Raw genomic sequence first — 15,058 nt, 5'->3', positions numbered from 1 at the left:
GAGTTCGGTGATCTCGCTAATCGCGCAACTGCTGCGCCGCGATGTCTTCAAGCGATCTTCCGCGCGTTGGCACGCCCATCAGCACCACTGCCGCCGCACCGATCAGCAGTACGAATGTGGTTGCCCCAAACACGCCTGGAAAGCCCAGCAACGGATACACATACCCAACCAGGATAGGGGCGGCGATCGCGCCTAGCCGACCAATCGATGAAGCCAGCCCCGTGCCGGTTGCGCGGACATCGGTTGGAAAAACCTCGGGCGTGTAGGCGTAGACACCCGCATACGTGCCATTCATGAAGAACGACAGCAGCACGCCGGATAGCATGATGCCCCCGTCGCTACGCGTGAGCGCAAGTCCTAATGCCGAGACGCCTCCCAGCACCATGTACGACGCAATGGTCGCTTGCCGGCCGATCTTTTCGTTCAGCCACGCGCCTGAAAAATAACCCGGTATCTGCGCGATATAGATCACGAGCGAGTAAGAAAAGCTGCGTGTGATCGTCATGCCGTTCTGCACGAGCAGGCTTGGAATCCACGTGAAGAACGCGTAGTAGCTGAAGGTGATCGAAAGCCACATGAGCCACGTCATGGTGGTGATGCGCGCGAGCTCGCGCGACCAGAGGGCCTTAACGTTCGCGAGCACCGAAGCACGTTGCGCCGCGATGGGAACCTCCGCTTCGGCGGCTGCATCGGTTGCCGGCAGGGGTTCCAGTTTCACGCCCGCAGCCATCAATTCGGCTTCCGCCCGCGCGACGATTACCTCGGCTTCCGCGTGCCGCCCGCGCGCGACCAGCCAGCGCGGCGATTCAGGCAACGCGCGCCGCCACCACAGCAACATCACAATAGGCAGGGCGGTGATCACCATCACCACGCGCCACGCGTTCGGTGCAAGCGGGATCACGAGATAACCAAGCAGCGCAGCAGCCACGAAGCCAAATGAGAAGAAGCCGGCGAGACTACCCGTGAACGCACCGCGATACCGGCGCGCCACGAACTCCGACAGGAACGGTGCGACGATCGCGCTTTCGGCGCCCGTGCCGAGTCCGGCGACGATGCGTGTCGCGAGAAAGAACGGCCAGTCGTGGGCGGTTGCGCTGGCCAGCGATGCAACGCAGTAGATCACCAGCGCAACCATCATCACGCGCCGCCGTCCGATCAGATCGCCGAGCATGCCTGCGAGCATCGCCCCGAGGAAATAGCCGATGAACGTACCGCTGCCGAGCACGCCCGTCTGCACGCTGCTGAGCGACCACTGCGTGCGCAGCACCGGCAGCAGGAACGCGAGCACGGCGGCGTCCATGGCGTCGAAGGTGTAGCCGAGACCGCCCATCAGCAATAGCCGTCGATGAAACGAAGAAAACGGCATGCGTTCGATACGGGCGGAAATCGTCGACATTGGGTAACGCGCCTCGCTGTCAGGAATGAACGGATTCGGCTGGGGGTCCAAGCGTGCTCGAGTCAGGCGTGCTCGAGTTCATCGAAGTGGATGTGACCGCCTTTCATCACGAACGGAATGTGTTCGCCCTGACCGAGCAGGCAGTCGATGGATCGAAGTGGATTGCCGTCCACAACCAGCACATCGGCGAACGCGCCCGGCACGAGGCGGCCGAGTTTGCCCGTCATGCCAAGCACGTCGGCGCCTACCACCGTTGCACTTGCTATGGCTTCAGCCGGCGATAAAACCTCGGCGCGCAGCCGGAATTCATCGCTTTGCAGACGTTGCGATTCACCCAGCAGATCCGTGCCGAAGCCCATGCGCACGCCCGCGCGTTTCATGATTTCGAGCGACCTGAGGCCGGCCTCGTGTACATCGGCCACCTTCGCCAAGCTCGCTTCGGGCAGGCCGTATTTGCCGCCCTCGCTGGCGAGCGCTTCGTACGTCACCAGCGTGGGAACTACGAATGCATCGTGCTCGGCAACCATACGTGCAGTCGCGTCGTCGATGAGATTGCCGTGCTCGATGGTGCGCACGCCGCAGCGCACCGCACGTGCAATCGCGTCGGGCGTGTAGGCGTGAGCCAGTACGTAGGTCTGGCGGCCGCGCGCCTCGGCAACGATCGCGCGGATCTCGTCCTCTGAGTATCCCCATGCACCGACGGGGTCGGTCGGCGAGGCAACACCGCCGGATGCCATGATCTTGATCTGGTCCGCGCCCATCTGGAGTTCTTCGCGAACGGCGCGTCGCACCTCGTCCACGCCGTCCGCTACCCGTGTGAGCGCACCGACGCGTACGCAGCAGCCGCAAGGCGCGTCCGGTGGCATGTAGTCGGTGCGCGTACGCATGTCGCCGTGACCGCCGGTCTGGCTCAGTGCGCGGCCGGAGACGAACATGCGTGGGCCTTCGGCCAGTCCGGCTTCCACTGCCTGCTTGAACGGGTAGCCGGCGCCGCCGGCGTCGCGGATGCTGGTAAAGCCGCGACGCAGCATCGCGCGCATCAACGGCACGGCGCGTAGCGTGACAAGCACGTTGGGTAAGGTTGCCACGCGTGGCAGGTTGAACTCGACCGCGATGACATGCACGTGGAGATCGATCAGGCCGGGCATCAACGTCTTGCCTTTCAAATCGATCACGCGGGCATTGGCGGTTTTGATCGGGCGGTCGGAGACTTCCTTGATTCGGCCCTCTTCGACCAATACCTCGTGGCCGGGGATCAGTTCTGGCTGCAACGGGTCCAGCAGCGCGCCGTTGCGAAACAACACCGACGTCATCGTGACTCTCCTGAGAAGGCGGAATCCGGGGCGCGGACTGCGGGAGTGGACGCGCCAGGTTGGCTCGATTGCACGAGCAGGAAACTATACGCCGCGCGTGGGCGAGCGCGCTAGCGTGTCATTAATTGCATAAGAAGTCGTCGCGGAATTGGGTTTCGTTCGCACTCGGGGTTTGGTTTTGGACTTGCCAGATGTGGCTTAGGGCGATGCCAGGTTTTGGGGTTGGCGGTTGGCGGTTGGGGTTAGTGGTCGGGGTTGATGCCGGGTTGGTCGGTTCTGGGTTAGCGGTCGGCGTCTATGCCGGGTTGGTGCTTTCGGCCGTGGTGGTCTGCGAGAGTCGGATTTTCTCTTTACCACTATTAGCCACTGTGCGTGGCGGCACGTCATTTCTTGGTCCTTAGCGACAAAGAAACGAAGCAAAGAAAACGCTTTCAAACCACGCTACCCTAAGTGTCCACAGCGTGCAGTTTTGATTCATAGGTGCCCCAAAAGCACGGTGCTCGCCAGAGCGACGGATGTGTGAACCCCTCCTTCTCCGAACACGGATACCCACACGCTTCGCCACCAGTGATTGAACCTGCCCAAGGGGCACCCCGCGCTATCCGCGGAGGACCTCCCGCCGAATTAGTACGCACGTCGAACCATATCACTAACCCGCGCAGAAACGAGGCGCATCGAAATGCGCGAGGCCATAGTAGGCGAAAATAAGGTGCAGGCCACGCAAGTAATCCAAAAAGAACGAAGCTTTAAATATGCGTCCGACCGTAACCCGCGAAGACGACGGCGCAAACTACGCCTGCAACCTGCCAAGCCATGACGCAGTGAAGACGCGTGAGGCCGTGCGGGTCCCTTGGCGAACTGTGCTTGCCCGAGAGCGTTGGGGGCGAAGCGTGTTCGTGTCAGGATTCGCGAGAAGGAGGGATTCACACTTCCTCCGCTCTGGCGAGCACCGTGCTTTTGGGGCACCCATGAATGAAAACTGCACGCTGTGGACACTTAGGGTAGCGTGGTTTAAAAGCGCTTTCTTTGCTTCGTTTCTTTGTCGCTAAGGACCAAGAAATGACGTGCCGCCACGCACAGTGGCTAATAGTGATAAAGAGAAAATCCGACTCTCGCAGACCACCACGGCCGAAAGCACCACCCCGGCATAGACCCAGAACCGCGAACCTTGGAACCAGGACCCCGACCACTAACCCCAACCACTAACCCCAACCCCACCAAAACCCCCAACCCGTCCACCGGCGCGAGCGAAACAACTTTGTCACTTCGCTGATTTCGCACCACACGCGCGAATCACGAGCTTGACCACTTCCTCAGTGGACGCATCGAAGGCCTTCTGCGAAAGCGCCCGCTTACCTTTCAACGCGCGAATCTGCGCATCGAAATCCGCATAGTGCTGGGTCGTGGCCCAGATCATGAACATCAGCGTCTGCGCGTCCACGGGTGCGAGCAAGCCCCGCGCAATCCAGCCATCAATCACGATCACCCGCGTGTCAAGCCATGGCTTGACGCGTTCGTTCAAGATGTCCTGCATGTGCACGGCGCCGTGAATGATCTCGCTTGCCCACACCTTCGAGCCGAGCGGACGCCGCCGCGACAACTCCATTTTCGTGCGTACATAGCCGCCGATTGCTTCGACCGGGTCATCGCTGGACTCGAAGGTATCGGCAGCACGATGCCAGTCTTCGAACAAATCCTCAAGCACGCGCCGATAAAGCGCCAGCTTGGTCGGAAAGTAATAATGCAGGTTAGCTTTCGGCAAGCCTGCACGTTCCGCAATCATCGCGGTACTCGCGCCTTCGAGTCCGCGCTCGGCGAACACGGCCTCGGCGCACGCTAAAAGATGCGCTTCATTGGTCTCGCGAATGTGTGCCTTGCGCCGCCGCAATGGAACGGGCGCACTATCGTTTTTCGTCGCCTCGGCTGTCGCTTCGTCATCTCTCATCGTTTTCCTTGCATGGCGCCGTGCGCCTTCTCCATCTTGATCGCGCCTCATTCTATGCGCTTTGACGCCACCGCTGCATAGCCCGTCGTTTCGCTTGTCCCAAGGCTCTGCTGCATTGCAATGGCACGCTTCTCGCTATGCTTTTACTCTAATCGGAAACGCCGAAAGACGTTGATTTGCAAATATTAATCGGCTACAACCTGTCCAGTTGGACAGGATTTGAGAGGCGGCGGATTGCGATGGATTCACCGCTACGAAACGGACAAGGTGAGCGGATAAATGTTGCACCGCTGCCGTGCGCCAGCGCCCCAAAAGCCGACGCCGATGCACCAGATTCGTATCAGTCAAAACCCTAAATCGAGCAACACGCAAGGAGAACGCGAAATGGACGCGGTAACTGATTCAGCGCTGGATACGTCGATCAGAGTCAACGGCAAACGCCTCTGGGACAGCCTCATGACGATGGCAAAAATTGGCGCGACAAAGAAGGGGGGCGTATGCCGGCTTGCGCTCACCGATCTCGACCGCGAAGGGCGCGACCTGATCGTCAGTTGGGCGAAGGAAGCGGGTTGCACGGTCAAGGTGGACCAGATGGGCAACGTGTTCATGCGCCGTGCCGGGCGCAACATAGATGCCGCGCCGGTCGTAACAGGCTCGCATGCGGACTCGCAGCCGACAGGCGGTCGCTTCGACGGCATCTACGGCGTTCTGGGCGGCATCGAAGTGATTCGATCGCTCAATGATCGCGGCATCGAGACTGAACATCCGGTGGAAGTCGTGATCTGGACCAACGAGGAAGGCTCGCGCTTCGCGCCCGCCATGGTCGCGTCCGGCGTGTTTGCCGGCGAGTTCACGCTCGACTATGGGTTGTCCCGCAAGGACGTGGATGGCAAGACGATTGGCGAGGAACTCAAGCGCATTGGTTATGCAGGCGATGAACCGTGCGGCGGCCGCAAGCTGCACGCCGCGTTCGAACTGCACATTGAACAAGGGCCGATTCTCGAAGCGGAAAACATGACGATCGGCGTGGTCACCGACGCGCAAGGGCAGCGCTGGTACGAGATCACGCTGACCGGGCAGGAAGCGCATGCGGGCCCTACGCCCATGCCGCGTCGTCGCGATGCGTTGCTTGGGGCATCGCGGGTGGTTGAGTTGGTGAACCGCATTGGGCTCGACAATGCGCCGCTGGCGTGTGCCACGGTCGGCATGATGCAGGTGCATCCGAACTCGCGCAACGTGATTCCGGGCCGCGTGTTTTTTACCGTGGATTTCCGTCATCCCGACGACGCGGTGCTCGCAAAAATGGACGCGGCATTGCGTGCTGGCGTGGAGAAAATCGCGAGCGCCGCAGGGCTCGAAACGCAGCTTGAACAGATCTTCTATTACGCGCCTATCGCCTTCGACGCCGCGTGCGTGAAGTCCGTGCGCGCAGCCGCCGAGCGCTTTGGTTATGCGCATCGGGACATGGTCTCGGGCGCAGGACACGACGCGTGTTACCTCTCGAAGGTCGCGCCCACGTCGATGGTCTTCGTGCCTTGCGTCGACGGGATCAGTCATAACGAGATCGAGGATGCCTCGGAGGAATGGATCGAGGCGGGCGCAAACGTGCTGCTCCACGCCATGCTCGAACGCGCGGGCCGTTAAGCCTGGGTTGGTTCTAGTCGAAAGACCATTGCGTCCCCACCTTGAAGAAGGAACGTGTATGACCATGAAGCACATTGGCGACATAGCATCGAACCGGCTGTCGCAAGAGCAACTGTCGTGTCAGTTTTCAGATGTTGCGCCGTTACTCGATGCCACCGCGGCGGCTGCAGCGTCGAGCCGTTGCCACTACTGCTACGACGCACCATGCATCAACGCGTGCCCCACAAAAATAGATATTCCCAGCTTCATTCGCAAGATTGGTAACGGCAACATGAAGGGCGCGGCCATGGATATCTTGTCGGCCAATCCCTTGGGCGGCGCATGCGCACGGGTCTGTCCGACTGAAATCCTGTGCGAAGGAGCATGTGTCAGAAATCATCAGGATGACAAACCAGTTCAGATCGGTGCGTTGCAACGTCACGCCACCGACTGGGCAATGGCGCGCGGCGAGCCGCTTTTCAAGCGCGCGGCGAATACGGGGCGTCACGTGGCGGTGGTTGGAGCGGGGCCGGCAGGACTGGCCTGTGCGCATCGCCTTGCGCTCGACGGTCACCGGGTGACGCTCTTCGACGCCCGGCCCAAGCCCGGCGGCCTGAACGAATACGGCATCGCGGCGTACAAGGTGGTCGAAGATTTCGCTCAGCGCGAAGTAGAGTGGCTGTATTCGGTGGGGGGTATCGAAGTGAAGAACGACGTGATGCTCGGCCGCGATGTGAAGCTGAGCGATTTGCGAAAGCAGCATGACGCCGTGTTTCTCGCCATCGGCTTGGGCGGCGTGCGCGCGCTCGGACTCGAAGGCGAGACGCTGCAAGGCGTGTACAACGCGGTCGATTTCATCGAGCAGGTGCGTCAGGCGGATGCTCTCGGGAGCGTGCCGGTAGGGCGTCGCGTGGTGGTGATCGGCGGCGGCAACACGGCAATTGATGCGGCGGTGCAAAGCCGCAAGCTGGGTGCTGAAACAGTGACGATGGCATACCGTCGCGGCGTGGAAACCATGGGCGCCACCTGGGCCGAACGGGAGTTCGCGCAGACCAACGGCGTGACGATCATCACGCACGCAAAGCCTGTGCGTTTAACCGATACAGGTGGCCAGGTTACCGGCGTTGAGTTCGAAACTCCGAAGGGAGATCGCTATGTCATTGAAGCCGACATGGTACTGAAGGCGATCGGGCAAACGCTCGTGCCTGAGGGTCTTGAGAGCGACATGCTCACGCTCGACGGCAGCCGTATCGCCGTGGATTCGAATGGCCGTACGTCGCTTGATAACGTCTGGGCCGGCGGCGACTGCGCGGCCACCGGCGGGCTCGACCTGACGGTGCAAGCGGTGCAGGACGGCAAGATTGCCGCCGAGTCCATCCACGCGTTCTTCGCGGCAACGGCCATCAAGGCCGCATAAAAACACCTCCACGATCCCACAATAAGGGAGCCAGCTCATGGCCGATCTTCGCAATACGTTTGCCGGCATCACGTCGCCGAATCCTTTTTGGCTCGCATCCGCACCGCCCACCGATAAAGCCTACAACGTCAATCGCGCCTTCGAAGCGGGTTGGGGCGGCGTCGTATGGAAAACGCTCGGGCTCGACCCGCATGTGGTGAACGTGAGTTCGCGTTATGGCGCGGTGCAATGGAATGGCCAGCGCATCGCAGGACTGAACAATATCGAACTGATCACCGACCGGCCACTCGACGTCAACCTGAAGGAGATCACCGAGGTCAAGCGCGACTGGCCGGATCGGGCGCTGATCGTCTCGCTGATGGTGCCGTGCAACGAACGCGACTGGAAGTGGATCTTGCCGCTGGTGGAGGACACCGGCGCCGATGGCGTCGAACTGAATTTCGGCTGTCCGCATGGCATGAGCGAGCGCGGCATGGGCGCGGCGGTCGGGCAGGTGCCCGAATACGTGGAGATGGTCACGCGCTGGGTGAAGGAAGGCACGAAGCTGCCGTGCATCGTCAAGCTGACGCCGAATATCAGCGACATCCGCACCAGCTCACGCGCGGCTTACAAGGGCGGCGCGGACGCGGTGTCGCTGATCAACACGATCAATTCGATTGTCGCGGTGGACCTGGATCTCATGGCGCCGATGCCGACAGTCGACGGCAAGGGTACGCATGGGGGATACTGCGGCCCGGCGGTCAAACCGATCGCGCTGAACATGGTCGCGGAGATTGCCCGCGACGTGGAAACGCCCGATTTGCCGATCTCCGGCATTGGCGGCATTTCGTCATGGCGCGATGCAGCCGAGTTCATGGTGCTGGGCGCGGGCAACGTGCAGGTCTGTACGGCGGCCATGCACTACGGCTTTCGTATTGTCTCCGATCTCGCGGACGGTCTGTCGAACTGGATGGACGAAAAAGGCTACGCCACGCTCGACGATATCCGCGGGCGGGCGGTGCAGAATGTGACTGACTGGAAGTATCTGAATCTGAAATATGACATCAAGGCGCGCATCAACCAGGACAAGTGCATTGAGTGCGGCCTGTGTCACATCGCTTGCGAAGATACGGCGCATCAGGCGATCATGCGCGAGAAGGATGGCAAACGGCATTTTGAAGTCATCGATTCGGAATGTGTCGGCTGCAATTTATGCATGCATGTGTGCCCGGTCGAGCAATGCATCACGATGGAACGCGTGGATGCCGGCGAATATGCGAACTGGACGACTCATCCGAACAATCCCGCACGCGTGGACGCCGACGTTGAAGAAAGTGTGAAGGCCGCATAGAGTTTGGAACCCGTATAAAAAGTAGCGCCTGTCGCTTACGTCCACCAACGTCCTCCGACGCCCGGACTGGAATCACAGCCTGATCCGCGGGCGCGGACCGCAACGATCTTGAGGAGATCAACCTGATGAAGCAGACAGCGCATTCTGTCGACCCGCAGTTCGCGGCCGGCGCCAGCGGCAGTCTATATAACGACGACCTGGCGCCAACCACGGCCGCGCAACGGACGTGGAAGTGGTATCACTTTGCAGCGCTGTGGGTCGGCATGGTGATGAATATTGCGTCGTACATGCTCGCGGCTGGGCTCACGGAGGAAGGCATGTCGCCGTGGCAGGCGGTGCTGACCGTGCTGCTCGGCAACATGATCGTGCTCGTGCCCATGCTGCTGGTCGGTCACGCTGGCGCGAAGCATGGCATTCCGTACGCAGTGCTGGTGCGCTCGTCATTCGGTACGAAGGGCGCGAGGCTGCCGGCATTGTTACGAGCGATCGTCGCATGCGGATGGTACGGAATCCAGACATGGCTCGGTGGCAGTGCGATCCATACGCTCCTGAATATCCTCACCGGTAACTCGACGCCCGGTACGCCGCTGCCTTTCCTGGACATCACGCTTGGGCAACTGGCGTGTTTCCTGTTCTTCTGGCTGATCCAGGTCTATTTCATCTTGCGCGGCACGGACTCCATTCGTTTCCTCGAAAGCTGGTCCGCGCCAATCAAGGTGGTGATGTGCCTTGCGCTGGTGTGGTGGGCAACCTCGAAGGCGGGTGGCCTGGGTTCCATGCTCGCGCAGCCGTCGCAATTCGTGGCCGGCGGCAAGAAGGAGGGTTTGTTCTGGGCAACCTTCTGGCCGGGTCTCACGGCCATGGTCGGGTTCTGGGCCACGCTCGCGCTTAACATTCCGGACTTCACGCGTTTCGCCCGCTCGCAGAAGGATCAGATCATCGGGCAAACGATCGGTCTGCCGGCCCCCATGGCGCTGCTGTCGGTCATCTCGGTGGTGGTGACGTCGGCGACCGTGGTGATCTACGGCAAGGCGATCTGGGACCCGATCGACCTGACCAGCCGCATGACCGGCATTGGCGTGGGCGTGGCGCTGATCATCCTGACGCTCGACACCATGAGCTGCAATCTGGCCGCCAACCTGGTCGGTCCTGCTTATGATTTTTCGAGCCTCTGGCCGAAAGGTATTTCGTATCGCGTGGGCGGGATGATTACAGCGTTTATCGCTATTGTGATGATGCCGTGGAAGATCCTGGCTACTACACAGGGCTACATTTTTACCTGGCTCGTGGGTTACTCGGCGCTGCTCGGACCGGTGGCGGGTATTCTCATGGTCGACTACTTCCTGATCCGCGGCACACGCCTGAATACGCGCGAGCTCTTCAACGAGAACGGCGAATACAGCTACACGGGCGGCTGGAATATAGCTGCTGTGGTCGCGTTGCTCGTGGGGGTATTGCCCAACTTGCCCGGCTTCCTGCACACGGCATTTCCCGCGTCGTTCCCGAACGTGCCGGCATTCTTCAACACGCTTTATACCTATGCATGGTTCGTGGGCCTCGCGCTCGCATCGATTGTTTATGGCGCATGGATGAAGATGGGCAAGCGCCCGACGGCGCGGATTGCCAGCGCCTGATTTCGCGTGATTTCTCTGGGAGACAGCAAGATGACGATCCTGATTCGCGGCGGCACGGTGATTGACGCGGACCGTACCTACCGTGCGGACGTGTTGTGCGCAGACCCGAAGGACGGCGGCACGATCCTGCAGATCGGCCTCGATCTCGACGTTCCGGCAGGTACCGAAACGGTTGATGCATCGGGCCAGTATGTGATGCCCGGCGGCATAGATCCGCATACGCACATGGAGCTGCCGTTCATGGGCACCACGGCAAGCGACGACTTCTATACGGGTACGGCAGCGGGGTTGTCGGGCGGCACGACAAGCATCATAGACTTCGTGATTCCCAGTCCGAAGCAGCCGCTGATGGAAGCGTTTCACGAATGGCGCGGCTGGGCGGAGAAGGCATCGGCCGACTATGGTTTTCACGTGGCGGTGACGTGGTGGGACGAGTCGGTGCATCGCGACATGGGTACGCTGGTGCACGAGCATGGCGTGTCGAGTTTCAAGCACTTCATGGCGTATAAAAACGCCATCATGGCCGACGACGAAGTTCTCGTGAACAGCTTCGCACGGTCGTTGGAACTGGGAGCACTGCCCACTGTGCACGCGGAGAATGGCGAGCTCGTGTTCCAGCTTCAAAAGCAATTGCTCGCGAAAGGTTTCACGGGGCCGGAAGCACATCCGTTGTCGCGGCCGCCTGAGGTGGAAGGCGAGGCGGCGAACCGTGCGATCAGGATTGCGCAAGTGCTGGGCGTGCCCATTTATATCGTGCATGTGTCGTCGAAAGACGCCGTCGATGTCATCACGCGTGCACGCAGCGAAGGTCAACGCGTGTTCGCCGAGGTCTTGCCGGGCCATCTGGTAATCGATGAATCGGTCTATAGCGACCCGGACTGGACGAGGGCGGCTGCGCACGTGATGAGCCCTCCGTTCCGTACCAGCGAGCATCGCGAAGCATTGTGGCGTGGCCTGCAATCGGGACAACTGCACACCACGGCGACTGATCACTGCGTGTTTTGTGCATCGCAGAAAGCGATGGGCCGTGAGGACTTCACGCGCATTCCCAATGGTTGCGGCGGGGTGGAAGACCGCATGTCGATCCTCTGGCACCACGGCGTGAATAAAGGCCGGCTGACTCCGAATGAGTTCGTGCGCGTGACCTCTACCAACGCCGCGCAGATTTTTAATCTGTTCCCACGCAAGGGCGCGGTTCAGGTCGGAGCGGATGCCGACCTCGTGGTGTGGGACCCGGCGGCGACCAGGACGATCTCGGTCAAGACCCACCACCAGAAGGTCGATTTCAACGTGTTCGAAGGCATGACCGTGCAAGGAGTGGCGACTCACACGCTGACGCGCGGCGCGCTTGCGTGGGCGGACGGCGATCTGCGCGCCGTGCGCGGGGCGGGGCAGTATCTGAAGCGTCCGCCGAACGGGGCCTATTTCGATGCCACACGGATCGCGAACCACCTGAAGGAACCGCATCCGATTCATCGTGCCGGCGACAAGGTCGTGAAGGCGGCTTGAGGTTCAAGGTAATGTCACAACAAACCGGCGCTCGATGCGCCGGTTCTTTTTTGCTTTCATGTAACGAAGCGCTTGTTGGGCATTAAGCCCGGAATGCAGGGCCTTTGCCTATTCAGACGGTCGCTTCGTCGCGCGCCTGCACTTTCGCTTTACGGCAAGCGCCTATAGTCTCCACAACATGCGCAGCGTCCCGGGCAACGCCAGAAAAGCGGCCCGATCCCCATGTATGCAGCCACGGCAAGCCGACGAAATAGAGGCCGTCGAGCGGCGTCAATCCACGCGTATGCGCGGGATAACCGCGGCCGTTGAAAATAGGCGCATCGAGCCAACTGAAGTCTGGCGTGAAGCCGATGCACCACACGATTGAGCTTATTCCACTCGCTTGCAGATCGAGTGTCGTGCGTTCTTCCGTGGGCGACCAAACAGGCTCATAGCGCGATCCCGGCGGGGCATCGATGCCATTCTTTTCGATGTACAAATCAATTCCCGCGTTGATGCCGTTGAAGGTCTTGTCCGCGCTGTCGAGATTCTCGGTCAGGTTGGGGGCGAAATGGAGCACGCCGTCCTGCAGATCCTGAAGCCGGCCGTACAATTCCATGCCCTCGGACGCGAACTTGCGCAGATCAATATCACGGCCGCCATCACGGCCGGTCACATAGTGATTGGTATTGTCGCGGACACCTTCACGCAGTGGATGCTGATCGACGGGCATGTCGTAATACTTCATGTCGGCGAGCCAGTCGACCACGTCGCGGCCCCTGTAAAAGCGCGCGCAACGCGGTGCTTCACCCACGGCGAGGATCACCTTGCGTCCGGCCAGATGCAGGTCTTCCGCGATTTGCGCACCCGATTGCCCTGACCCAACCACCAGTACCGCTCCCTCGGGCAAAGACTGCGGGTTGCGATATTCCGACGACTGGATTTGTTTGATGGAACGCGGCAGGCGTTCGGCCATGCGCGGCACGATTGGCGTGTGATAACCGCCTGACGCGACCACGACCTGGTCCGCCGTGAACTGCCCCTGGCTGGTGGATACGCTGAAGCCGCCTTCGCTGTTACGTGCGACTCGCTGCACTTCCACGTGCTCAAGCACGGGAGCATCGACGGTGCGGATGAAGCCATCGAGATACTCTATGATCTCGTCCTTCTTCATGAAGCCATGCGGATCGTCGCCGGTGTAGGGGTAGCCGGGCAGCGCACATTGCCAGTTCGGCGTGACGAGGCAGAACGCGTCCCAGCGTTGCGTGCGCCATGTATGCGTGACGGTGTTTTTCTCCAGCACGAGATGATCGATTCCCGCCTGCTTCAGGTAATAACTGGCCGACAATCCCGCCTGACCGCCACCCACCACAATGACGCTGGTGTGCGTCGTGTTGTCCGATGTTTGTGACATGACTTGTCCTTTCGAAAAGTGTGGCGCTCAGACGAGCGCGATGACCTTGACCTTCGCGTTCGGCTCACCGATAAATCGTTCGGCCTCGACTTCAATCTTCGCGAGTTGATCCATTGCAGCCGAGCATGCAAAGCCGTACTTTTCGCGCACGCGTTCGGATGCAATGTTCAGCGCTTCACGGGCGCGCGAGACGAAGTCATCGACGGGATAATCTTCTCCCGCCGTAAAGAAATCGCTGACCACTTGCGAGGGCGAATAACAGTTTGCTTCGCTGTTATCGGGCCACTGGATTCGAAAATGCATGACCGGCATGACGGGTTCCTAAAGTGTTGGAAGAGAGCGGCTTGCGAGCAAGGCGCTATAGATGTCGAGGTGTTTTCGTGCCGACGCCTGCCAGCTCATTCGATCGAGCAGCGCAGGCACGGCATGGTTGAAGTCGGTTCGATGACGGCCATCGATCACGCGTGCGAGCGCGTCAGCTATTGACGCGGGATCGGTGGGCGTGGCCCAGCAGCACAGCGAGTTGTCGAGATACTCGGTGAATGGCGCAATGTTTGAGGCGACGACCGGCGTGCCGCATGCAAGCGCTTCGAGTACAACGAGACCGAAACCTTCGCGCAGCGAGACCATGGCCAGGACATCGGCGCAACGGAAAAGCGCGGGCATGTCGGCGTCATCTAGCGGGCCAGTGACACTCACCGCTTGCGACAGACCGAAGTCGGTCACGCGATCCATGAAGGCACGCGCGTAACTATCGTGATCGAGGAGACTTGCACCGCCCGCGATCACCAGGCGCGCATCGGGATGATGTTTGATCAGTTCCGCGAACGCGTCGAGCAGACCGAGCGTGTTCTTGCGCGCTTCAATGCCACCGACCGCAAGCACGACCGGGCCGCCACCGTCGATGCCAAGACGCTGCCGCAACCTTTCGTCGTGGGGCGTGCGCTGTGTCGAGTAGCGTTTCAGATCGACGCCGTTCGGAACCGTCGCCGCTTCAATCCCGTACGTGCCGCGCATCTCTCGCGTCCATACATCACTCACGCACAGCACACGATCCGCGTCGCGCCACGCACGCGTTTGCCACGCGGCGAGGCGCGGGTTGTCGAAGTGATCCAGGTGATGAACGGTTCGCACAAAACCCGCTATTTCGCCTTCCGCCGTTAACTCGGCAAGCGCGTTTGCGCTGATGCTGTCCTGCGCGTGCAGCACGTCGAAGCTGCGCGGGTCGCAGGCTTTCACGCTGGCCTTGAGCGCGCGAAGCCGTGCGTCGACGAGCGCAACCGTGCTGTGTTGCGAACCTTCGATAGTGGCGAGAATCACGCGGCATGGCGGCTCCCGGAAGAGCGTTTCTCCCGCTGCGGCCGGCGCGAAGAGCGTTACGTCGTGACCTTCGTCAACAAGCGCGCTTGCGAGTTCGAGCGCATGCACCACCCCGCCGCGTGGATTGACCGAGTGCGTGGTGAGGGCAATCCGCATCGCAATGGGTGTCATGTCCGGC

Annotated in this window: 11 protein-coding genes; 5 read left to right on the top strand and 6 right to left on the bottom strand. The window is 60.8% G+C overall.

Features of this window, described 5'->3' with window-relative positions; translation table 11 throughout:
- Window positions 1–16: 16 nt before the first annotated feature.
- The 3 genes from ACSQ36_RS29630 to ACSQ36_RS29620 all read right to left on the bottom strand — a co-directional run bounded on the left by ACSQ36_RS29630 (window position 17) and on the right by ACSQ36_RS29620 (window position 4,705).
- Complete coding sequence (locus tag ACSQ36_RS29630; protein ID WP_436184713.1) at window positions 17–1,396, bottom strand: MFS transporter; 1,380 nt, start codon at window positions 1,394–1,396, stop codon at window positions 17–19.
- A gap of 62 nt (window positions 1,397–1,458) precedes the next feature.
- Window positions 1,459–2,709 carry an amidohydrolase family protein gene (locus tag ACSQ36_RS29625; protein ID WP_436184712.1) on the bottom strand — a complete coding sequence of 417 codons (1,251 nt, stop codon included), beginning with the start codon at window positions 2,707–2,709 and terminating at the stop codon, window positions 1,459–1,461.
- A 1,261-nt stretch (window positions 2,710–3,970) separates the two neighbouring features.
- A complete protein-coding gene (locus ACSQ36_RS29620; RefSeq protein ID WP_436184711.1) occupies window positions 3,971–4,705 on the bottom strand; it encodes a TetR family transcriptional regulator C-terminal domain-containing protein in 735 nt (244 codons plus the stop codon).
- A gap of 333 nt (window positions 4,706–5,038) precedes the next feature.
- Here ACSQ36_RS29620 and ACSQ36_RS29615 point away from each other — a divergent pair, with 333 nt between their 5' ends.
- From ACSQ36_RS29615 to hydA, 5 genes are all read left to right on the top strand, one after another.
- Window positions 5,039–6,298, top strand: coding sequence for a Zn-dependent hydrolase (locus tag ACSQ36_RS29615; protein ID WP_436184710.1), 1,260 nt, complete (start codon window positions 5,039–5,041; stop codon window positions 6,296–6,298).
- 58 nt (window positions 6,299–6,356) lie between these two features.
- Complete coding sequence (locus tag ACSQ36_RS29610) at window positions 6,357–7,694, top strand: NAD(P)-dependent oxidoreductase (RefSeq protein WP_436184709.1); 1,338 nt, start codon at window positions 6,357–6,359, stop codon at window positions 7,692–7,694.
- Window positions 7,695–7,731: 37 nt separating this feature from the next.
- The gene (preA, locus tag ACSQ36_RS29605; RefSeq protein ID WP_436184708.1) at window positions 7,732–9,024 is read left to right on the top strand and encodes an NAD-dependent dihydropyrimidine dehydrogenase subunit PreA; all 1,293 of its coding nucleotides are present in this window, start codon (window positions 7,732–7,734) and stop codon (window positions 9,022–9,024) included.
- 125 nt (window positions 9,025–9,149) lie between these two features.
- Window positions 9,150–10,658 carry an NCS1 family nucleobase:cation symporter-1 gene (locus ACSQ36_RS29600; RefSeq protein WP_213764481.1) on the top strand — a complete coding sequence of 503 codons (1,509 nt, stop codon included), beginning with the start codon at window positions 9,150–9,152 and terminating at the stop codon, window positions 10,656–10,658.
- Window positions 10,659–10,688: 30 nt separating this feature from the next.
- Window positions 10,689–12,167: a dihydropyrimidinase gene (hydA, locus tag ACSQ36_RS29595; RefSeq protein WP_436184707.1), complete on the top strand. Its 1,479-nt coding sequence runs from the start codon at window positions 10,689–10,691 to the stop codon at window positions 12,165–12,167.
- 112 nt (window positions 12,168–12,279) lie between these two features.
- Here the strand turns inward: hydA and ACSQ36_RS29590 are convergent, their stop codons facing one another.
- From ACSQ36_RS29590 to ACSQ36_RS29580, 3 genes are read right to left on the bottom strand one after another with little or no spacing between them, the layout of a single operon-like run.
- Window positions 12,280–13,560: an MSMEG_0569 family flavin-dependent oxidoreductase gene (locus ACSQ36_RS29590; protein ID WP_436184706.1), complete on the bottom strand. Its 1,281-nt coding sequence runs from the start codon at window positions 13,558–13,560 to the stop codon at window positions 12,280–12,282.
- A gap of 27 nt (window positions 13,561–13,587) precedes the next feature.
- Window positions 13,588–13,872 (bottom strand): MSMEG_0570 family nitrogen starvation response protein, encoded by a 285-nt coding sequence (locus ACSQ36_RS29585; RefSeq protein ID WP_436184705.1) that lies wholly within the window; start codon window positions 13,870–13,872, stop codon window positions 13,588–13,590.
- 9 nt (window positions 13,873–13,881) lie between these two features.
- Window positions 13,882–15,051, bottom strand: a complete 1,170-nt coding sequence (locus ACSQ36_RS29580) for an MSMEG_0565 family glycosyltransferase (RefSeq protein WP_436184704.1) — start codon at window positions 15,049–15,051, stop codon at window positions 13,882–13,884.
- Window positions 15,052–15,058 lie beyond the last annotated feature (7 nt).

Origin of the sequence: Caballeronia sp. LjRoot34, from assembly GCF_964253815.1 — a bacterium.
Taxonomy (GTDB): Bacteria; Pseudomonadota; Gammaproteobacteria; order Burkholderiales; family Burkholderiaceae; genus Caballeronia.
The sequence above is the reverse complement of the archived record's forward strand: the minus strand, read 5'-3'. Positions and strand labels throughout refer to the sequence as shown.

What these genes read in the sequence shown, in the direction of transcription:
- ACSQ36_RS29630 (WP_436184713.1), bottom strand. Translation starts at nt 1,396, where the DNA reads ATGTCGACGATTTCCGCCCGTATCGAACGCATGCCGTTTTCTTCGTTT.
- ACSQ36_RS29625 (WP_436184712.1), bottom strand. Translation starts at nt 2,709, where the DNA reads ATGACGTCGGTGTTGTTTCGCAACGGCGCGCTGCTGGACCCGTTGCAG.
- ACSQ36_RS29620 (WP_436184711.1), bottom strand. Translation starts at nt 4,705, where the DNA reads ATGAGGCGCGATCAAGATGGAGAAGGCGCACGGCGCCATGCAAGGAAA.
- ACSQ36_RS29615 (WP_436184710.1), top strand. Translation starts at nt 5,039, where the DNA reads ATGGACGCGGTAACTGATTCAGCGCTGGATACGTCGATCAGAGTCAAC.
- ACSQ36_RS29610 (WP_436184709.1), top strand. Translation starts at nt 6,357, where the DNA reads ATGACCATGAAGCACATTGGCGACATAGCATCGAACCGGCTGTCGCAA.
- preA (WP_436184708.1), top strand. Translation starts at nt 7,732, where the DNA reads ATGGCCGATCTTCGCAATACGTTTGCCGGCATCACGTCGCCGAATCCT.
- ACSQ36_RS29600 (WP_213764481.1), top strand. Translation starts at nt 9,150, where the DNA reads ATGAAGCAGACAGCGCATTCTGTCGACCCGCAGTTCGCGGCCGGCGCC.
- hydA (WP_436184707.1), top strand. Translation starts at nt 10,689, where the DNA reads ATGACGATCCTGATTCGCGGCGGCACGGTGATTGACGCGGACCGTACC.
- ACSQ36_RS29590 (WP_436184706.1), bottom strand. Translation starts at nt 13,560, where the DNA reads ATGTCACAAACATCGGACAACACGACGCACACCAGCGTCATTGTGGTG.
- ACSQ36_RS29585 (WP_436184705.1), bottom strand. Translation starts at nt 13,872, where the DNA reads ATGCCGGTCATGCATTTTCGAATCCAGTGGCCCGATAACAGCGAAGCA.
- ACSQ36_RS29580 (WP_436184704.1), bottom strand. Translation starts at nt 15,051, where the DNA reads ATGACACCCATTGCGATGCGGATTGCCCTCACCACGCACTCGGTCAAT.